The following is a 19,219-nucleotide window of genomic DNA, read 5'->3' as shown; positions in this document are numbered from 1 at the left end:
GCATGATTGTGTAACACGCAGCGCCGGGTCGGAGCTGCGTTGTTACCACGTCACCCGGTAACCAACAACTCACATAACCGAACCATTTTGCCGATGGAGGGTGTTTCACTCATATCGGTACGCATTCATCGCTTACATAAGGAGTCTGCTCGCAATGAGTCACGATATTGCGCCCATCTGGCGTAAACCCATGAGTCTGGAGGGGCTCAATGCCACCTCTCGCAACACCCTGATGGCCCATCTCGATATCGTCTACACCGCTTTTGGCGCCGATTGGCTGGAAGCGACCATGCCAGTGGATCACCGTACGCACCAGCCCCTTGGCATGCTCCATGGTGGCGCGTCCGTGGTGCTGGCGGAAACCTTGGGCTCGATTGCCGCCAACATGGCGGTGGGACCAGATAGCTACTGTGTGGGGCTGGAGGTAAATGCCAACCATCTGCGAGCCAAACGGGAAGGGGTGGTGACTGGGCGTTGCACGCCGCTCCATCTGGGAGCAACAACCCAGGTGTGGCAGATTGAAATTCGGGACGAACGTGAGCGTTTATTATGCACCAGTCGGCTGACCATGGCGGTGCTCAAACACAAGCGGGGCAAGGACTCCAGCGAGGAGTGATCTGCAATAACGCACTATGAGTGCAAAATAAGCAAGCCATACTCGTCAGATCCCTCTATAATTGCCAACGTCTTGAGAGGCTTATCACATTTTTCAAGACAGCAGAACAAAGTGGCGCTATAATCGCCGCCTTTTTGCTATTCCGCGGTGTTAGCCGCCTGCCTTAATCTGGAAGAATCTATGTCTGATACCGAACAACTGCCCCTTTTTAGTGAGCTTGGACTGGCCGCGCCTGTATTGAAAGCGCTGCAGGACGTGGGCTATGAGCGCCCGTCACCGATCCAGGCCGCAGCAATTCCCCACCTGATGGCGGGACACGATCTGCTGGGGCAGGCGCAAACCGGTACAGGGAAGACCGCTGCTTTTGCCTTGCCTCTGTTGTCTCGTCTGGAAGCTGGTAACCGCAACACCCAGATCCTGGTGCTGGCGCCTACCCGCGAACTGGCGCTGCAAGTGGCTGAAGCGTGCCAACGCTACGCCCACCACATGCCCGATTTCCACGTACTGCCCATCTACGGTGGTGCCTCCTACGAAACCCAGACCCGCGCCCTGCGTCGCGGTGCTCAGGTTGTCGTCGGTACTCCGGGCCGCGTGATGGACCTGATCCGTCGCAAGAACCTGGATCTCTCCGGCCTGAAAGCTCTGGTACTGGACGAAGCTGATGAAATGCTGCGTATGGGCTTCATCGACGACGTTGACTGGATCATGGAGCAGTGCCCGAGCACTCGTCAGGTTGCCCTGTTCTCTGCCACCATGCCGGAGCAGATCCGTCGCGTGGCCCAGAAGCACCTGAAGCAGCCCAAAGAGATCAAGATCGCCTCCAAGACTGCTACCGCGACCACTATTCGCCAGCGCTACTGGCAAGTGACCGGTCTGCACAAGCTGGACGCCATGACCCGTCTGCTGGAAGTGGAATCCTACGAAGCCCTGCTGGTATTCGTACGTACCAAGAACGCTGCCGAAGAGCTGGCTGGCAAGCTGGCCGCCCGTGGTCACGCCTGTGAAGCGCTGCACGGCGACATCCCGCAGAAACTGCGTGAGCGTACCGTCGACAAGCTGCGTCAGGGCCAGCTGGACATCCTGATCGCCACCGACGTTGTCGCCCGTGGTCTGGACGTTGAGCGCATCACCCACGTAGTGAACTACGACATTCCGTACGACACCGAATCTTACGTACACCGTATCGGCCGTACCGGTCGTGCCGGTCGTAAAGGCGAAGCCATCCTGTTCGTCGCTCCCCGCGAGCGTCGTATGCTGCGCGCCATCGAGCACGCAACCCGTCAGGCCATCGAGCCGATGAAGATGCCGAGCACCGAGGACATCAACCAGCATCGTCTGGCCAAGTTCAAGGAGCGCATCCGCGAAACCATGATGGGTGAAGAGCTCGAGATCTACCACAACCTGGTGAACGAGCTGATCGAAGAGGATTCTGCCGATCCGCTGGAGCTGGCTGCCGCACTGGCCAAGCTGGTACAGGGTGACCAACCGCTGCTGCTGGATGACTCCATTCCAGATCCGCTGCTGAATGCTGGCAACGATCGTGGTGGCTTCGAGCGCCGTGACTTCAACGACCGTGGTGGTCGTGACTTCGGTGACCGTGGCGATCGTCCTGCCCGTCGCATGCCGTCCCTCGAACCGCGTCCGCTGAAAGACAACCCGGATGTGGAGATGGAGCGCTATCGCGTAGACGTGGGTGCGCATCACGGCGTCAAGCCGGGCCAGATCGTAGGCGCCATCGCCAACGAAGCGAACATCGAGAGCCGCTTCATCGGCAACATCGACATCGCTGATGATTTTTCCACCGTCGATCTGCCGAAAGGCATGACCGCCGATGTACTGGAAGTGATCAAGAAAGCCCGTGTTTGCCAGCGTCCGCTGCAGATCACCCGCTACACCGAAGTGCCGGCCGGTGGCAACACCAGCAGCCGTCCGCCCCGTGGTGATCGTCCGTTCCGTGGCGACCGTCCTTTCAACAAGGATCGCCGTCCCCAGGGTGACCGTCCGTTCAACAAGAGCGGGGAGCGCCGTGAAGGTGGCTTCAACAAAGATCGCAAATTCGGTGGCAAGCGTCGCGAAAGCTGATTGCTGATCCCGTTATGAAGAAGGCCGCTCATTGAGCGGCCTTTTTTTGTATCTGCGATAGGGACTGTACCGTCAGTTTGCCTTTGTGGGGGTCATATTTTTGTTCCACAACCCAGGTCGTGAGCCAAAGGGGCATGAATATTTTCCGATGCAGTTGTGACATTCGGAGCCAGGATGCCATGCTTTTGGTGGCATTCGGGTACAGCCTGATGCTGGTTGCCTGTTGTGGTGAGCTGGTTGCAGCAACATTGTTTTGCATTATGACTCTGCCGTTTTCCTGTGGGTGGACAGAGTGAAACCAATAAAATAAACAGTATGATACGGAGGTCTATCATGGGTGGATGGCTTGGCAGGATACTGCTGTTATCCGGCTGTCTCGTTTCTGGCATGGTGTTGGCTGATGATCCCTTTCTCAAGATCAAGGGGGATGGCTGTTGCAATGGTAAAGGGGAGGTCGTGTTGACCCGGGCCGAGTTTGAGGCTTTACCTCAGACAGAGGTCAAGACCCAGACCCCCTGGACCGAGGGGGACCACACCTATCGTGGCGTGCTGCTGCGAGAGCTGGTCAAGATATATGGTCTCAAGAGTGGGGAGGTCAAGGCGGTCGCCATCAATGACTACTGGGCGGCGGTGCCGCTGGAAGATGGAGATAAGTATGCGGTACTGCTGGCCGAGAAGCAGGATGGCAAGGCGTTGACCCTGCGCAACAAGGGGCCGCTCTGGATCATCTATCCCCTCTCTGATCACCCGGAGCTGAACAAGGAGCTCTATCACAGCCGGATGGTGTGGCAACTGACGGCGATCGAGAGCAAATAAGATGCTGCGCGGCAAGTTTCTGAGCTTGATCCTGATGGTGACTACCTTTTTGGGGGTTGCCATCTGGTCGGTCTGGAACTATGACCGTGCATTCAATGCAGTGACTCGCTATACCCAGCTCTCCGCCTGGGCGTTGGCGCAGCTGGAGTTGGAAATCCATGGCTTTGATGAAGCGCTCTCTCTCTATCGCACCGGTTCGACCAGTCAGGAAGAGATGAACAAGCGCTTTGATATTGCCTGGAACCGGCTCGATGTCTTCCTGCACGGGGAGGAGGCCAAGCCGGTGAGAACCCGCTTTGGGGCTGAACAGGCAGCAGGCAAGATCATGACTCTGTTCGAGAAGTATGAGCAGGCCGTGGTCAACGGAGAGCGAGATTCAAAAGAACTTGCTCGTTTTGCCGAGGAGTTGGCTCGGGATCTGGCTGCGATCCGCGATGTGATGGTGAAAAATTTCACCGGCCCATCCGCTATTGCCCAGCGGGAGGTACTCAACTCGTCGCGTATCCAGAACTTCTTCATTCTGGCTTTCTTGATGTTGGCGACCGTGGTGATGCTGCTGATGCTGTTTCGCGAAGTGCGCCACCAGCACTTTCTTGCGTGGAATGATGCGCTAACCCGCTTGCCGAACCGGGCCTCCTTGATCAAACACCTCAAGCAGCTGACGAGACATAAAGGGGGGCGCAGTAGCGTGACCGTCTGTCTGGTGGATCTTGGCCATTTCAGGGAGGTAAATGACAGCCTGGGCTACGAGGTGGGGGATGCATTGCTGACGCAACTGGCCGAGCGGATCCGCGCCGTATCGGTTGACGGTATCTTTGCCGCCCGCACCGGTAGCGATGAGTTTGCCATCATTATTTCCGGCGTTATGCCCACCTATTTGCGCTTTCCATTTCTGGAGCAGCTGCGTAACGAACTTGCCGGGCTCGCCTTGGCTACTGATCCCGCCCACCGGGTGCGGGTCTTTATGGGGGTCAGCCAGTACGTGCGACCGGTACACACGCCGGAGGAGATGCTGCTGTTTGCCGATATCGCCCTCGACAGTGCCAAGCGCAAGCGGCTGAATCGTTACGTGGTTTTCTCCAGCAGCATGTATCAGCACTATCTGCGTAACCGCCGTTTGTCGACCGAGTTGCGCGAGCTGATCCAGCACCACAGCAATTTGCAGTTGAGCCTCTACTATCAGCCCATTGTCCGTGGTCAAGGTAGGGTGCGACTGGGGGCTGAGGTACTGATCCGCTGGAATCACCCGGAGTACGGGTTTATTCCGCCCCTCGATATCATCTCGCTGGCGGAAGATAACGGGCTGGGGGAGGCGCTCGGGTTATGGATCTTCCGGCGCTTGCAGCTTGATCTTGCCACTTTTCCGAGCGACTTGATTGAACCGCTGGAGATCTCGGTCAACCTCTCGAGTTCCATGTTCACTATGGAGTTGGCAGCCCAGCTGGATGAGAACATGAGAGAGGGGCCGCTAAGCCTGCAACAGCTGATCGTCGAGCTGACCGAAACGATTGCTCTGGATGATATCGAGCTGAGCAAGCAAATCATCGACACCCTGCGTCAGATTGGAGTACGGGTTGCCCTTGATGATTTCGGTACCGGCTGGTCATCGTTCTCCTACTTGCGGGAACTCTATTTCGACAAACTCAAGATCGACCGCTCATTTATCACTGCCATCGACAACGATACCCGTCAGGCCTTGTTCGTCGAGGCGATCACCAGCCTCTCTCATCAACTCGGTGTGCGGGTGGTGGCGGAAGGGGTGGAAAACAATGATGAGCTGAAGGCGGTGCTGAGCATAGGGGTGGATGAAATTCAGGGCTATTTCTACTCGAGGCCGTTGCCGTTGCAGGACTTTTTGCTGTTCTGCCATCGCTATTTTATCAATCGGAGCATCATGCAGGAGGTTGCGCTGGGTTAGCGAGCGGTACCTTTTCACCGTCACCACAAGCTAACGTGCTGTTGTTTATCTAGTCGAATACAACAAGAAGGCGACCATCTGGTCGCCTTCTTGTTGTGCATTGTGACGTGCAGAGTTCGCAGCCCGAGGGGCTATCAGAGCACCATGGCGGCAATCCAGCCGAAGATCACCAGCGGGATGTTGTAGTGAATAAAGGTGGGTACCACACTGTCCCAGATATGGTCGTGCTGGCCGTCGGCGTTGAGGCCGGAGGTGGGGCCCAGGGTCGAGTCGGAGGCCGGTGAGCCCGCATCCCCCAGCGCGCCAGCGGTACCGACCAGTGCGATGATCGCCATTGGTGAGAAGCCGAGCTGCAGGCAGAGCGGCACATAGATGGTGGCGATGATGGGCACGGTGGAGAAGGAAGAACCGATCCCCATGGTGATGAGCAGACCCACCAGCAGCATCAGGAAGGCGGCAATGCCTTTGTGCTGGCCGATGCCGGAGGCGACCACCTGAACCAGAGAGTCGACCCCGTGGGTTGCCTTCATCACCGCGGCAAAACCGGCTGCGGAGATCATGATGAAGCCGATCAGCGACATCATCCGCACCCCCTGAGTGAAGGCATCCTGGCTTTCGCGAAACTTGATGACGCCTCCGCAGGTGAAGATGACAAAACCGGCCAGCGCACCCAGTACGATGCTGTTGGTCATCAGTTGTAGCCCCAGCGCCACGCCAATGGCCAGCAGGGCCACCCAGATGTGGGTGAGGTTGAGCTCGACCGCTTCGGGCTCGGCATCCAGGATCTTGGCCAGATCGTACTGGCGCGGTTTGCGATAGCTGATGAATACCGCAATCAGCAGGCCCAGTACCATACCGGCAACTGGAATGGCCATCGCCAGCGGGATCTGGCTGGTGGTGATGGGCACGCCGTTATCGATCAGGTTTTTGGCCAGAATGTTGTTCAGGAAGATGCCACCAAAGCCGACCGGCAGCACCATATAGGTAGCTGTCAGGCCAAAGGTGATGACACAGGCCACCTGACGACGGTCGATCTGCATCTGCGCCATCACATGCAGCAGCGGCGGGATCAGGATGGGAATAAAGGCGATGTGAACCGGGATCAGGTTCTGGGAGGAGATCGCCACGGCCAGCACGGAAGAGAGCAGCAGGGTTTTGACCCACATGATGCGGGTCGAGCTGGCATCCTTGCCCAGCTGGTTGATCACCTTGCGGGCCAGCAGGTCGGTGATCCCGGAGCGGGAGATGGCAACCGCAAAGGCGCCCAGCATGGCGTAGGAGAGAGCAATCTCGGCGCCACCGCCCAGGCCACCGCTGAAGGTGGTGAGGGTATCGGTCAACGACAGCCCACCGACCAGGCCGCCAGCAATGGCCCCCAGCGCCAGCGAGACCACCACATTGATCCGCAGCAGACTGAGCACCAGCATCAGCCCGACTGCGATAACAACTGGATTCATTTGATTTCCTTATAGTTTGTTATTGCTGTCTGTCATGTGAAGGGGAGTTAGTTTGCGAAAAATGTGACAAATGTCGAGAAAAAAATCAGTCAAACCCCTCATATCGCAGCAGCATGTGGCACAAGGTTGCTCAACATGAGGGTTTGTGACCTGCTTGTCTCCGTGCATCCCGTACGCAGCGGTGGATAGTGACGTTGATAGCGATTTCCGGTGCGCTGTGCAATCAATCACTTCCCCAAAAAGCGAAGGCTGCCAGTGGCAGCCTTCATCCGTTTATTCTTGCCCCTCATCATCGGCAGGGGCATCGGTTGTGTCATCATCCGGATGTGCTGGCGGCCAACCCCCCATGCTCTTCCAGCGGTTAACGATATGACAGAACAGCTCTGTGGTGCGTTCGGTGTCATAGAGGGCAGAGTGCGCCTCTTTATTGTCAAACGGGATGCGGGCGCTCTGGCACGCTTTGGCCAGCACGGTCTGACCCAGCGCCAATCCGGAGAGAGCTGCGGTGTCGAAGGTGGCAAACGGGTGGAACGGATTGCGCTTGAGGCCAGCGCGCTCGGCGGCAGCCATCACGAAGCCGTGATCGAAGGTGGCGTTGTGGGCCACTATGATGGCGCGGCCGCAATCTTGCTCCTTCATCCCCTTGCGGATCCCCTTGAAGATCTCGGTCAGCGCCTCTTTTTCCGAGACAGCGCCACGCAACGGGTTGTAGGGGTCGATGCCGGTGAACTCCAGCGCGGCCTTTTCCAGGTTGGCCCCTTCGAAGGGCTCGACATGAAAGTGGAATACCTGATCGGGAACGAGCCAGCCCTGCTCATCCATTTTCAGGGTGTAAGCCGCGATTTCGAGCAGGGCATCGGTCTTGGCGTTGAACCCGGCTGTTTCAACATCGATGACGACGGGGTAAAAACCACGGAAACGGCCCTTGAGGGTATGAACTGCGTCGGTCATGGGATCTCGGTCGGGATAAAATGAGGCGGCATTATGGCAAAAAAGCACAGGCTTGTCCCCCCATCCCACGCAGTCGGCTGCGGCAAGGTGGCGCTCGATTTAATATCTGTGCAGCCACCAGCGGGCGGCAATCAGCGCCGTGAGCGTGCCCAACAAGGCGCTGGCCAGCACATCCACCGGCCAGTGCATCCCCATTACCATGCGCGACAGACCAACCCCCAGTGCCCACAACGGCAGCAGCCAGACGCCTGTGGGGGCGCGGGCCAGCCAGATAAGGCCAAAGAACTGGGCCAGGCTGATGGCGGCGATACTGTGGCCGGAGGGGAAGGCGTAGTTCACCTCGTCCTGCCAGTGGTGGCCGAGCCACTCTGGCAGGGCCAGCAGCTGGCTGGCGGCGTGAATCTGTTCGCTGCGCACATCGACGCTACTGGCGTAGAAGTGCTTGATGGCCGGGATCAGCGCCTGACTCTCAAGCCAGAGCAGATAGGGTCTGGGCTCTTCGGTCAGGTGTTTGATCAGGCTCTTGAGCACCCAGTCGCTGGCAAGCAGGGCTGCCAGCGCACACCCCAGCGCAATGAAGGGGGCCAGCTCCAGTTTGAGTTTATAGCGGGTCAGCAGCAGCAAGATGGCGCCACTGACCCCGACCCCGGGAATATCGACCATGCGGGTGAGGGCGTATGACCACCATAACCAGCCTGATTGCAGTGAACCGATCAGAAAAGGCTGCCAGGGCAGGGTGGCGAGCAGCAGCAGGGGCAGGATCAACAGGGCAGTGAAGCCAAGCACCTGACTGCGGGTGAGTGAAGCGGTTGACATTGGGAGCGACGAAGCGTGTGGCAGCATGGCGGGTATGGGCGATCGCGAAAAAGAGGGGCATTGTGCCATCGCGGCATACCCGCACCAAGCTGAGCAGTCAGTTTGTTACCTCTGCTTACACATTTGTGGCGACATCCTCTGTTTGAGCGGGCGGATGGAGCGGCTGCCGCGCAATGTGGTCCCCTTTCGCGCCGGATTGCATCACAGGCTGAAATCTCGGGCAGCTTTGCGCTAGAATGGCGCCCCCGTGGCGGTTGTGACCAAAGAGAGCCCGATGAAGATAGTCGTTGATGAGAATATGCCCCATGCCGTGGAGCTGTTTGCCGAATTTGGCGAGGTGATCCCCTTGCCCGGACGGCAGATGCAGGCCCGCGATCTGCTGGATGCCGATGTGCTGCTGGTGCGTTCGGTCACCCGCGTCAACGGCGATTTGCTGGCGACCAGCCCCAAACTCGGGTTTGTTGGCACCGCCACCATAGGCACCGACCATGTGGACAAGGCGTTGCTGGCAAGCCGCAATATTCCTTTCTTCAGCGCCCCCGGTTGCAACAAGTATTCGGTGGGGGATTATGTGCTCTCAGCCCTGCTGGTGCTGGCCGAGCGTTACGAACTCGACCTCTCGGCCATGACTTTGGCGGTGATTGGCGCGGGCAATACTGGCGAGTGTGTGGCTGGCAAGGCCCAAGCGCTCGGCATGCGGGTACTGCGCTGCGATCCACCCAAGGCGCGTAATACCCCCGATGCGGGCTTTGTCGATTATCAGACCGCCCTTGGCGCCGATATTGTCAGCTTCCATGTGCCCATTACCCGTGAAGGGCCGGATGCCACCTACCATTTGCTCGATGCCGAACAGATTGCCGGGCGCCCTGCCGGACAGATCCTGATCAACGCATCCCGTGGCGAGGTGTGGGATAACCGGGCCCTGCTGGCGCGCCAGTTGAGCGATAAGCCGTTGCGACTGGTGATGGATGTATGGGAGAACGAGCCCGAGCCACTGGCAGCGCTGGTGCCCCATACCGAGATTGCCACCCCCCATATCGCCGGTTATAGCCTGGAGGGGAAGGCCCGCGGTACCTGGATGCTCTATCAGGCGCTCTGCCAGCAGCTGGGACGCCAGCCTCGTCAGGATTTGAGTAAGCTCCTGCCAGCCCCCGATGTGCAGGCGGTGGTGCCGGGCCGCACACCGGATCAGGCGCTGATCAAGCAGCTGGTGCATCTGGTCTATGACGTGCGCCGCGATGATGCCCGTTTCCGGGCCCGACTCGGCCTGCCCGGCAGCTTTGACGAGCAGCGCAAACACTATCCCGAGCGCCGTGAACTATCCTCCCTGCAGGTTGAGGGTGCGTTTGCCGACCAGGCGCTGGGCGAGCTGGGATTTGCGCTGTCACGCCCCTGAATCGGGGACTAGGAGTTGGAAGATAACCGGAAGGGGTGAGCCGTACTGGCTACCTCGACCCCATTTTTTACTGAGCTGGCGCAGATGCTACTGCGCCGGCTCAGCCATATCAGGCAGCGTCATCTCGCCGTGCGGGAGCCTGCCGACCATGGCGCCATCCGGCGCCATTGCAGCATTATCAGAGGAGAACAGAATGAGCCAGCAGTTTAACGTAGCGGTATTGGGTGCCAGCGGCGCCGTGGGTCAGGCGATGATCGAGATCCTGGAAGAGCGCGAATTTCCGGTAGCGACCCTCTATCCGCTGGCTTCCAGCCGCAGCGCCGGTGATACCGTGCGCTTTGGCGGCAAGAACCTCGAGATCCTCGATGTGGAGGAGTTTGACTGGAGCCAGGTGCAGATCGCACTCTTCTCCGCCGGTGCCGAGGTCTCTGCCAAGTGGGCGCCGATTGCTGCCGAACACGGCTGCATCGTCATCGACAACACCTCCTGCTTCCGTTACGACGAAGATATCCCGCTGGTGATCCCGGAAGTGAACCCGGATGCGCTGGCCGATTTTCGCAATCACAACATCATCGCCAACCCCAATTGTTCCACCATCCAGATGCTGGTGGCTTTGAAGCCGCTGCACGACGAAGTGGGCATTGCCCGCATCAACGTGGCCACCTATCAATCCGTATCAGGCTCCGGCAAAGAGGGGGTCAGCGAGCTTGCGGGACAGACTGCTCATCTGCTCAACGGCCGTCCGGTGGAACCGACCCTCTATCCGCAACAGATCGCCTTTAACCTGATCCCGCAGATCGACAGCTTCACTGACAACGGCTACACCCGTGAAGAGATGAAGATGGTGTGGGAAACCCAGAAGATCCTGGGGGATGCCAGTATTGCCGTGAACCCGACTTGCGTGCGGGTGCCGGTCTTCTACGGCCACGCCGAGGCGGTACACGTCGAGCTGCACCAGCCGCTCGATGCCGAACAGGTCAAGGACCTGCTGCGCAGTGCGCCGGGCGTGACCCTGTTTGATGACGAAGGGGATTATCCGACCCCGGTGCGTGACGCAACCGGCAAGGATGAGGTGCTGGTGGGTCGGGTGCGCCAGGATATTTCTCACCCGAGTGGTATCAATATGTGGATCGTGGCCGATAACGTTCGTAAGGGCGCGGCAACCAACAGTGTACAGATTGCCGAGCTGCTGGTTCGCGACTATCTGTAAGGCTGGTCAGATGCCACAGATGCGCAGCAGGGAGTGCTGCGCATCCGGCCTGTGATCAAACCGGGGTGTGACCCATGCCGCACTCCGTCACTTCAAGATTCTGTTGCGATATCAACTGATTAAGTTTTTTCCTACACTCAGGGTCAAGTTGGGTGCTAAATGTGTCGGACTGCTGGCTTGCCAGGCGAGCCTGATTTATATTGAACCGACTGTTTTGGGGTAACTATCCAGATTTTTCAATGTGATAGGGCCGTCATACGAAGGAACGAATATGGGACATTCCCGCATAACATTGGCAACGCTACTCGCATTGGGTCTGCTGGGCACCGTCCAGGCTGAAGACTCGGCGCGGGAGCCTTTTTTTGTCGAGCTAAAAGGCCCTGACGAACCCGCACCTCCCGCCGTCAATTCCCAGCCGCTGGCGCAGCCGGTCGCCAGACCCGTCGCACAACCGGTGCGAGCAACCGCCCAGCCGGTGGTGCGTCAGGTCACTGCCAATGCCGGTAGCTATGGCCCTGTTCGTCCGACCGATACCCTCTGGAGCCTGGCGAGCAAATATCGCCCCTCCAATCGGGTCAGCGTCTACCAGACCATGGTGGCGATTTACGAGAAAAATCCCCGCAGTTTCGCCGATGGCAATATCAACCACATTCTGGTGGGATCCCGCATTCTGCTGCCGACCGCGGCCGAGGCGAGCGTCATCACTGATGCTCAGGCCCGCGCCAAGTTCCGTAGCGACAACGCCAGCTGGAAGGGGTTAAGCCCCAAATATCTGGCTGACAAGCAGGCCCATACCGCCAAGCCGGCTGCCGCCAAACCCGCGAAGGTTGAAGCCGCCAAGACCGAGCCGGTGAAGGCTGCGCCTGCGCCGCTGCCAGTGGCGAAAGCCGCCCCCATTCCCGCTCCGGTGGTGGCACCGCAACCGGCGGCTGAAACCAAAGAAGTGGCCAAGGTGAGCGAGCCTGCGCCGAAAGAGGCGGTAGCACCTGCTCCGAGCGCTGCAGAAGGCACCACCCCGGCGCCTCTGCCTTCCGATCTGGATAAACCGGTGGGCAAACCGGCCACCGAGATGGCGCTGGCACTGGAAGATGCCAATGCCCAGCTCGGCCAGGTGACCGAGATGAATCATAGGCTCAAGCTGCGTCTGCAATCCCTGACCGAAGAGGTGGAGACCCTCAAGGCCCAGTTGCAGGATCAGACCGCGCTGCAAAAAGAGATTGCCGAGCTCAAGGCCCAACCGGTCCCGCCGGTGGCAGCCGAGCCTGAGCCTGAGAAAAACTGGTTGATGGATCTGCTCTCCTCACCGCTCAACCTCGCCATGATCATCCTGCTGCCGGTGCTGCTGGTATTGGCGCTGGTGACCCTGTGGCTGCGTGCCCGTGCCCGCCGCGAACTGGAAGAGCAGGAGAAGAGCCTCTCCGAATCCACCGCCATGATGATGGATCAGGAGCAGAGCGAGTTTGATGATCTGCTGAGCGTCGATGTGACCGACAACGATCCGGTGCGCCCGGTGCCGGATCTCAACACCCCGGATGGCTTTATGCCGATGGAGCCTGACGAGCCGGCCGCCAAGCCGGATGTCGATCTGGTGTTCAGCGACGAGGGCGAGATGGAGCTGCAGGGCTTTGAGCCCGAGCGGATGGCGGCCCAGCCAGCCAGTCGTGACCCGGATCTGGTGCCGGATCTCGATCTCTCGCTGGATGAGCCCATTGCGCTTGCCAACGAGCCCGCCATGGATCTGGCCAGCGAGTTCAAGCCCAAGCCCAAGGCCGCTGACGAGATCATGAGCGAAGAGGAGCTGCAGGCAGCCCTGTTTGCCGAGCTGGATGCGGATCTCTCCGCCGACCTCGAGCCCGATTTGAGCTCCATCGACGAAGTCGGCGCCGCTGACGACGATCTGGCGAGCTTCGATCTCGGCGATTTCGACAGTGCCCTCGACGAGCCTGTTGCTGGCAAAGATGATAACGCCATTGATCTCAGTGCCGCAGAGGACGCTGACGAGAGTGCGGATGCCATGCTGGCCGAGCTCGGTCTTGAGCCTGTCAAGGCGAAGGAAGCCGAGCTGGATCTGGAGTGGGATCCCAACGAGCTGGCGCTCTCCGATTTCGAAGATGCGTTTGCCGAGGTGGAGTCTCATCCGGCAGATCTCCAGCCCCGTGAGCAGGCACAGGAGAGTGGCTACGTCGAGATCGACAAGCTGCTGGCCGAAGCGGATGCCACTGCGCCGGAGCAGGAGCCGTATCAGGGCTTCTCGCTGGATGTGGGGCTGGATGGCTTCCCCGAGGTGCTGCCGGAATCCACCGGATTTGACGTGGATGCTGACGACGGCGGTGTGGGGGCCAAGCTGGATCTGGCCCGTGCCTACCTCGAGATTGACGACAAGGATAGCGCCCGCGAGCTGCTGCAAGAGGCGGCGGAGCAGGGTAGCGATCACCAGCGCGCCGAAGCCGAGAAGTTGCTCAAGCGGTTGGGCTAAAGCATCTCCCATCACGGGATCAGCAAAACGGGGGCAGCCAGCAGGCTGCCCTCTTCTTTTGGCGATTTGCGATGGGTGGATCATGGCCGCGCAGGCTGACCATCCAGGCCAATTGCGCGTGTGGTGGGACTTTTCAGGCTGAGCGCGTATAATGCGCCCCGTTTCTTTCACTGCGTTTTCACAACAAGACAAGTTTATCCATGCGAATTGCCCTAGGTATTGAATATGACGGCAGCCGGTATTTCGGCTGGCAGCGTCAGCGTGAAGTGATCAGCGTGCAGGCTGAACTGGAGACGGCGCTGAGCCGGATCGCCAACCACCCTGTCTCCATCCAGTGTGCCGGACGCACCGATGCCGGTGTCCATGCGACAGGTCAGGTGATCCACTTCGATACCGAGGCGAACCGCGCCGAAGGGGCCTGGACCCTGGGGCTCAATTCCAACCTGCCGCCGGATATCGCCGTGCGCTGGGTCAAGCAGGTGGACGAGAGCTTCCACGCCCGCTTCAGCGCCACCGCCCGTCGATACCGCTATGTCATCTACAACCACAACTACCGGCCGGCGATCCTCGGCAGTGGCGTCAGCCACTACCACGAGACCATCGATGCCGAGTTGATGCACCGGGCGGGCCAGAGCCTGCTGGGGGAACACGACTTCAGCACCTTCCGTGCCGTCGCCTGCCAATCCAACACCCCGTGGCGCAATGTGACCCATCTGTGTGTCAGCCGCTCCGGCCCCTACATCGTGCTCGACATCAAAGCCAACGCCTTCCTGCACCACATGGTGCGCAACATCACCGGCTCCCTGCTGCTGGTGGGGCAGGGGCTCAAACCGGTGGAGTGGATTGCCGAGGTGCTGGCTGCCAAGGATCGCAATCTGGCCGGGCCGACCGCCAAGGCCGGTGGCCTCTATCTGGTCGATGTGGATTACCCGGCCGAGTTTGCTCTGCCGCAGTTGCCGCTCGGCCCGCTGTGGCTGCCCGACTCGGCACCGGGTACGACCAGTTTTTAGTAACTGCGCCCGAAAAATTGTGGTTTAATGACCCGTCATTTGTTGCCATCGAGCTATTAAGTCATTGAACAATCTAGGCTCGATGCGTTTTGTCAGGCACAAAAGCATTAAGGAATTCCATGAGCTGGCTTGAGAAGATTCTTCCCAAGAGCAAGATCACTGCGCCCCGTCGTCACAACATTCCGGAAGGGGTGTGGACCAAGTGCAGTGCTTGTGAACAGGTGCTCTACCGGGCAGAGTTGGAGCGCAACCTCGAAGTGTGCCCCAAGTGTGATCATCATATGCGCATCAGCGCCCGCGCCCGTCTCGAGAGCTTCCTCGATGAGCAGGGTCGTACCGAGATCGGTGCCGAGCTGGAGCCGCAGGATGTACTGAAATTCAAGGATTCCAAGCGCTATAAGGATCGTTTGTCTGCTGCTCAGAAAGAGACGGCGGAGAAAGATGCGCTGGTGGTGATGAAAGGGACCCTCAAAGGGGTACCGGTTGTCGCCTGTTCGTTCGAATTCTCCTTCATGGGTGGCTCCATGGCCTCCGTGGTCGGTGCCCGCTTTGTGCGCGCCGTCGAGGAGTGCATCAAGGAAGGCCGTGGCCTGGTCTGCTTCTCCGCCTCTGGTGGTGCTCGCATGCAGGAAGCGCTGTTCTCCCTGATGCAGATGGCCAAGACCAGTGCAGCGCTGGACCGACTCACCAAGGCGGGACTGCCCTATATCTCCGTGCTGACCGACCCCACCATGGGTGGCGTCTCTGCCAGTCTGGCGATGCTGGGTGACATCAACGTGGGCGAGCCCAAGGCGCTGATCGGCTTTGCCGGTCCGCGCGTTATCGAGCAGACAGTGCGCGAGAAACTGCCGGAAGGCTTCCAGCGCTCCGAGTTCCTGCTGGAAAAGGGTGCCATCGATATCATCATCGATCGCCGCGAAATGCGTAACCGTCTGGCCAGCCTGCTCGCCAAAATGCTGAATACTCACGTCATCGAAGAGTGAAGATGAGTTCAAACATGCAACAATCCCAAAGCCGGTCGCTTGTCGACTGGCTTTCTTATTTGGAGCAGATCCATCCGGTCAATATCGACATGGGGCTGGATCGGGTCGGTGCTGTCGCCCGGCGTATGGGGCTTACCCAGCTGCCGTTCAAGGTGATCACGGTGGCGGGCACCAACGGCAAGGGCTCCAGCTGTGCCATGGCGGCCAGCATTCTGATGGCCGCAGGCTATAAGGTCGGCGTCTACTCCTCGCCCCATCTGCTGCGCTTTACCGAGCGGGTGCGGGTCAACGGGCAAGAGCTGGCCGACAGCAATCACTGCGCCGCCTTTGCCGAGGTGGAAGCCGCTCGTGGCGAGATTGCCCTTACCTTCTTCGAGTTCGCCACCCTGGCTGGCTTGTGGCTCTTCTGCCGCGCCGCCCCCGATGTGCTGCTGCTGGAAGTGGGGCTGGGTGGTCGGCTCGACGCCACCAATGTGGTGGAGTCCGATGTGGCGATGATCACCTCCATTGCCCTCGATCACTGCGACTGGCTGGGTGATACCCGCGAAGCTGTGGCGGTGGAGAAGGCTGGGGTCTATCGCGCCGGTAAACCCGCCATCAGTGGCGAGCCCAATCCGCCTGCGACTATCGCGAGCGAAGCACAACGTCTTGGCGCCAACCTGCGTCAGGTCGGTATCGATTTTCGTGGCGATGAGCACGAGAGCGGTTGGGATTATCACGGCCTCAACCAGTGGCGGGATCTGCCAAAACCAGCGCTGCCGCTGATGAACGCTGTAACCGTGCTGGCGGCGTTGGAATCCCTTGGCTTGCCGCTGCCGGAGTCCGCCATTCGTGACGGGCTTGCCAATGCCCGGTTGGCTGGCCGGATGCAGCAGTTGCAAAGTGCGCCGCTGGTGATCGTCGATGTAGCCCACAACCCCCATTCGGCGGCCTATCTGGCCGCGCAATTGCGCAAGATGCCCTGCACGGGTGTGCGCCGCGCCGTGGTCGGCATGCTCAAAGACAAGGACATGGCGGGATCCCTTGCCGAACTCGATGGTCTGATCGGCGAGTGGTATCTGGCCAGCCTCACCGGCCCGCGCGCCGCCACTGCTGCGCAGCTGGCTGCGGCGTTGGGAGAGGACAAGGGGCCTGCCAGGGAGTTTGATGATGTCAGCGCCGCTTATCAGGCAGCGTTGGCCGCATCGAGTCCGGACGATATGGTCATTGTGTTTGGTTCGTTTTACACTGTCGCCGACATTCTGGCGGGTGTCGCCGTCTAGGCCACACCCCGGCTCCCCGGCCCTCGGGCGGGGAGCCAAATCGCATATTGAGTTACGTAAAGGTAGGATTCAACTTGGCCTCGAAGTTTCAAAACCGTCTGGTGGGCACCGTCATCCTGGTGGCCCTGGTTGTTATTTTCCTGCCGGACTTGCTGGATGGTCACAAGCTGGCACAAAAGGAGGAGGCCTTTGCCAAAATCCCGCTGCGCCCCGAGCTGGAGCCTGCCAAGCCTGCGCTGCAGGTCTCGGCAGCCAGCAGCCTGCCCGCCGATCATCTGGCCAGCCAGCAACAGGCCTCTGCGGCCCAGCAGTGGCAAGTGGAAGAGGTGGCTGACCCCATGACCCTCGCCGGTCAGGGCAACGGTGCGCAGCCGGCGACAACCCCTGCCGCACCGGCGCCGGTCCAGCCGCAACAGAATGCCCAGCTCAAGCCACAGCCCAAGCCGGAAGTGGTGGCCAAAAAGCCGGTAGAACCGCCCAAGCCAGCACCCAAGCCGACGCCAGCCAAACCGGTTGAAGTGGCCAAGGCGCCCGCGCCGGCCAAGCCGCAGGCGGGTCAGATCAAGTCCCTCGACGATCTGATTGAAAGCAAGATGACCCAGCCGACCACACCCGCGCCTGCTGCGGCACCGGCACAGGGTAGCTGGATCCTCCAACTTGGCGCCTTCAAGAACGTCGACAGCGTCAACGCGCTGGTGAGCAAGCTGCGGGCAGCGGGCTACTCTGCCCACACCTCGCCGCGCACACCGGTGCAGGGTCAGCTCAACCGGGTCTTTATCGGACCGGATGTCTCCAAGGCCAAACTGCAGGGCATGCAGGGCGGATCTCCCAGATGACCGGCCTCAGTGGCTCGGTGGTTTCTTACAATCCGTGACGGCTTGCCGTTGGCAATGGCCCTCTGAAACAAACACCGCGCCCTTTGCGCGGTGTTTTTTTATCTGGCCGTCGTGATTTTTAAGGACGGCGTCGTACAGGTCACCCCCTGGTTGGGGTTTTCGGGCAGTTGGGGTAGTCTGGGGCCTTCTGCTACTCACAGGAGTTCAAGATGATCCTCTCGACGACCCCCACGCTGGAAGGCAAAACCATTCGTGAATACCGCGGCATCGTGGTTGGCGAAGCCATTCTCGGCGCCAACATTTTCAAGGATCTCTTTGCCGGGATCCGTGACATCATCGGCGGCCGCTCCGGCGCCTATGAAAAAGAGCTGGCCCGTGCCCGCGAGATCGCCTTCGATGAGCTGAAAGAGCGCGCAGCGGCCCTTGGTGCCAACGCAGTGGTCGGCATCGATATCGACTACGAGGTGGTGGGGCAAAATGGCAGCATGCTGATGGTCAGCATCAGTGGCACCGCCGTGGTGGTCTGATCGGGCACCAGCCTATGCATGGGCAATGAGCCGATAACCGGGTTATCGGCTTTTTTATTGCCTGTCTGATACGTGGCGGCTGGCAGGGTTATCACTCAACCCATTGATTTTAAATATTTATATTTATTAATAATTCCCCTATCCGGTTTTATTTTTTTTAACTGGGTAGCCCGAGAGGGTCAAGCTAGAGTGCCGCCATCAGGAACGACACCGCTCACGGACGAGGTTCTCTTCTCTTGAAGGCGTATCACTATGAATCAAAAACCTGCTCTGCTGATCCTTGTCATGTTGGCCATGACCGCCCATGCCGGCAGTGCCCTCGCGGGGCTGCCCAACTTCAGCGCCACTTGTCCCACCGATATTCGGGTCAAGTCGCAAGGGGGCAACGTCTTTATCAATGGCAAGAAGGCGACCCTGAAAACGCTGGCGCCCGCCGCCTATTCGGCCACAAACGGCAAGGTGGTCATCGGGATCTCCTTCGATCTGCCCGCCAGCGAACCCACCCTGGATTACGTCATCAAACATGATCGCCGGGCTCATGGCTTTTGCACCGTGCACGCCTGGTCGGCGGGCAAGGCCGCCGCATTGCCGATGGCCAAGGGGGACTCGCCCTATCAGGGCAAGTGGGTAGCCAAGAACCGCGAGACCGGCGCCACGGTGGCCAATATTCAGGTGGATGGCAAGGAGCAGGTGTGGGTTAACGGGGTCAAGGTGAAGGCGAAACGGGCCAATGGTGCGCTGCAGTTTCGTCAGGGCACCATCCTCTACACCTTGCAGGGGGATCCGCGTATTCGCGATGAGAGCGACTGGAATGACAGCGATGTTCAGAATACCGGCCCCATCAGGCTCGAGTAACAGACGTG

The 19,219-nt window shown here is 59.6% G+C and carries 15 protein-coding genes and 1 pseudogene; 13 read left to right on the top strand and 3 right to left on the bottom strand.

Annotation, left to right across the window (positions count from 1 at the left end; genetic code table 11):
• Positions 1–154: 154 nt before the first annotated feature.
• From ACTG27_RS07975 to ACTG27_RS07960, 4 genes are all read left to right on the top strand, one after another.
• Positions 155–616 carry a hotdog fold thioesterase gene (locus ACTG27_RS07975; RefSeq protein ID WP_005352771.1) on the top strand — a complete coding sequence of 154 codons (462 nt, stop codon included), beginning with the start codon at positions 155–157 and terminating at the stop codon, positions 614–616.
• A gap of 180 nt (positions 617–796) precedes the next feature.
• Positions 797–2,698 (top strand): DEAD/DEAH box helicase, encoded by a 1,902-nt coding sequence (locus ACTG27_RS07970; protein ID WP_005337260.1) that lies wholly within the window; start codon positions 797–799, stop codon positions 2,696–2,698.
• 333 nt (positions 2,699–3,031) lie between these two features.
• Positions 3,032–3,514, top strand: a complete 483-nt coding sequence (locus ACTG27_RS07965) for a molybdopterin-binding oxidoreductase (RefSeq protein ID WP_058058505.1) — start codon at positions 3,032–3,034, stop codon at positions 3,512–3,514.
• 1 nt (position 3,515) lies between these two features.
• On the top strand, positions 3,516–5,432 hold the full coding sequence (locus tag ACTG27_RS07960) for a putative bifunctional diguanylate cyclase/phosphodiesterase (protein WP_439979459.1): 1,917 nt from the start codon (positions 3,516–3,518) through the stop codon (positions 5,430–5,432).
• 134 nt (positions 5,433–5,566) lie between these two features.
• On the opposite strand, the gene ACTG27_RS07955 is transcribed toward ACTG27_RS07960, so the two are convergent.
• The 3 genes from ACTG27_RS07955 to ACTG27_RS07945 all read right to left on the bottom strand — a co-directional run bounded on the left by ACTG27_RS07955 (position 5,567) and on the right by ACTG27_RS07945 (position 8,683).
• Entirely contained in the window at positions 5,567–6,889 is a 1,323-nt protein-coding gene (locus ACTG27_RS07955) for a Na+/H+ antiporter family protein (protein ID WP_005361308.1), read from the bottom strand.
• Between the two features lie 273 nt (positions 6,890–7,162).
• Positions 7,163–7,840: a ribonuclease T gene (gene rnt / locus ACTG27_RS07950; protein WP_005333780.1), complete on the bottom strand. Its 678-nt coding sequence runs from the start codon at positions 7,838–7,840 to the stop codon at positions 7,163–7,165.
• Positions 7,841–7,939: 99 nt separating this feature from the next.
• Positions 7,940–8,683, bottom strand: a complete 744-nt coding sequence (locus ACTG27_RS07945; protein ID WP_439979458.1) for a phosphatase PAP2 family protein — start codon at positions 8,681–8,683, stop codon at positions 7,940–7,942.
• 247 nt (positions 8,684–8,930) lie between these two features.
• On the opposite strand from ACTG27_RS07945, the gene ACTG27_RS07940 reads away from it, so the two are divergent.
• The 9 genes and pseudogenes from ACTG27_RS07940 (at position 8,931) to ACTG27_RS07900 (ending at position 19,211) form a co-directional block, all read left to right on the top strand.
• Positions 8,931–10,052, top strand: coding sequence for a 4-phosphoerythronate dehydrogenase (locus ACTG27_RS07940; protein ID WP_439979457.1), 1,122 nt, complete (start codon positions 8,931–8,933; stop codon positions 10,050–10,052).
• 193 nt (positions 10,053–10,245) lie between these two features.
• Positions 10,246–11,262, top strand: coding sequence for an aspartate-semialdehyde dehydrogenase (locus tag ACTG27_RS07935; RefSeq protein ID WP_439979456.1), 1,017 nt, complete (start codon positions 10,246–10,248; stop codon positions 11,260–11,262).
• Between the two features lie 271 nt (positions 11,263–11,533).
• Positions 11,534–13,738 carry a FimV/HubP family polar landmark protein gene (locus tag ACTG27_RS07930; RefSeq protein WP_439979455.1) on the top strand — a complete coding sequence of 735 codons (2,205 nt, stop codon included), beginning with the start codon at positions 11,534–11,536 and terminating at the stop codon, positions 13,736–13,738.
• A gap of 200 nt (positions 13,739–13,938) precedes the next feature.
• Entirely contained in the window at positions 13,939–14,748 is an 810-nt protein-coding gene (truA, locus tag ACTG27_RS07925) for a tRNA pseudouridine(38-40) synthase TruA (RefSeq protein WP_005333773.1), read from the top strand.
• A gap of 119 nt (positions 14,749–14,867) precedes the next feature.
• Positions 14,868–15,731 carry an acetyl-CoA carboxylase, carboxyltransferase subunit beta gene (gene accD / locus ACTG27_RS07920; protein WP_005333765.1) on the top strand — a complete coding sequence of 288 codons (864 nt, stop codon included), beginning with the start codon at positions 14,868–14,870 and terminating at the stop codon, positions 15,729–15,731.
• Positions 15,732–15,733: 2 nt separating this feature from the next.
• Positions 15,734–16,993, top strand: a complete 1,260-nt coding sequence (folC, locus tag ACTG27_RS07915; RefSeq protein ID WP_252413007.1) for a bifunctional tetrahydrofolate synthase/dihydrofolate synthase — start codon at positions 15,734–15,736, stop codon at positions 16,991–16,993.
• Positions 16,994–17,067: 74 nt separating this feature from the next.
• Positions 17,068–17,867: pseudogene (gene dedD, locus ACTG27_RS07910) on the top strand (cell division protein DedD).
• A gap of 171 nt (positions 17,868–18,038) precedes the next feature.
• A complete protein-coding gene (locus tag ACTG27_RS07905; RefSeq protein ID WP_005333757.1) occupies positions 18,039–18,356 on the top strand; it encodes a heavy metal-binding domain-containing protein in 318 nt (105 codons plus the stop codon).
• A 252-nt stretch (positions 18,357–18,608) separates the two neighbouring features.
• Entirely contained in the window at positions 18,609–19,211 is a 603-nt protein-coding gene (locus ACTG27_RS07900) for a hypothetical protein (protein WP_439979454.1), read from the top strand.
• Positions 19,212–19,219 lie beyond the last annotated feature (8 nt).

This window comes from Aeromonas sp. 97A, assembly GCF_051919185.1.
GTDB lineage: Bacteria > Pseudomonadota > Gammaproteobacteria > Enterobacterales > Aeromonadaceae > Aeromonas > Aeromonas veronii.
This window is presented reverse-complemented; position numbering and strand designations above follow the sequence as displayed.

What these genes read in the sequence shown, in the direction of transcription:
- ACTG27_RS07975 (WP_005352771.1), top strand. Translation starts at nt 155, where the DNA reads ATGAGTCACGATATTGCGCCCATCTGGCGTAAACCCATGAGTCTGGAG.
- ACTG27_RS07970 (WP_005337260.1), top strand. Translation starts at nt 797, where the DNA reads ATGTCTGATACCGAACAACTGCCCCTTTTTAGTGAGCTTGGACTGGCC.
- ACTG27_RS07965 (WP_058058505.1), top strand. Translation starts at nt 3,032, where the DNA reads ATGGGTGGATGGCTTGGCAGGATACTGCTGTTATCCGGCTGTCTCGTT.
- ACTG27_RS07960 (WP_439979459.1), top strand. Translation starts at nt 3,516, where the DNA reads ATGCTGCGCGGCAAGTTTCTGAGCTTGATCCTGATGGTGACTACCTTT.
- ACTG27_RS07955 (WP_005361308.1), bottom strand. Translation starts at nt 6,889, where the DNA reads ATGAATCCAGTTGTTATCGCAGTCGGGCTGATGCTGGTGCTCAGTCTG.
- rnt (WP_005333780.1), bottom strand. Translation starts at nt 7,840, where the DNA reads ATGACCGACGCAGTTCATACCCTCAAGGGCCGTTTCCGTGGTTTTTAC.
- ACTG27_RS07945 (WP_439979458.1), bottom strand. Translation starts at nt 8,683, where the DNA reads ATGCTGCCACACGCTTCGTCGCTCCCAATGTCAACCGCTTCACTCACC.
- ACTG27_RS07940 (WP_439979457.1), top strand. Translation starts at nt 8,931, where the DNA reads ATGAAGATAGTCGTTGATGAGAATATGCCCCATGCCGTGGAGCTGTTT.
- ACTG27_RS07935 (WP_439979456.1), top strand. Translation starts at nt 10,246, where the DNA reads ATGAGCCAGCAGTTTAACGTAGCGGTATTGGGTGCCAGCGGCGCCGTG.
- ACTG27_RS07930 (WP_439979455.1), top strand. Translation starts at nt 11,534, where the DNA reads ATGGGACATTCCCGCATAACATTGGCAACGCTACTCGCATTGGGTCTG.
- truA (WP_005333773.1), top strand. Translation starts at nt 13,939, where the DNA reads ATGCGAATTGCCCTAGGTATTGAATATGACGGCAGCCGGTATTTCGGC.
- accD (WP_005333765.1), top strand. Translation starts at nt 14,868, where the DNA reads ATGAGCTGGCTTGAGAAGATTCTTCCCAAGAGCAAGATCACTGCGCCC.
- folC (WP_252413007.1), top strand. Translation starts at nt 15,734, where the DNA reads ATGAGTTCAAACATGCAACAATCCCAAAGCCGGTCGCTTGTCGACTGG.
- ACTG27_RS07905 (WP_005333757.1), top strand. Translation starts at nt 18,039, where the DNA reads ATGATCCTCTCGACGACCCCCACGCTGGAAGGCAAAACCATTCGTGAA.
- ACTG27_RS07900 (WP_439979454.1), top strand. Translation starts at nt 18,609, where the DNA reads ATGAATCAAAAACCTGCTCTGCTGATCCTTGTCATGTTGGCCATGACC.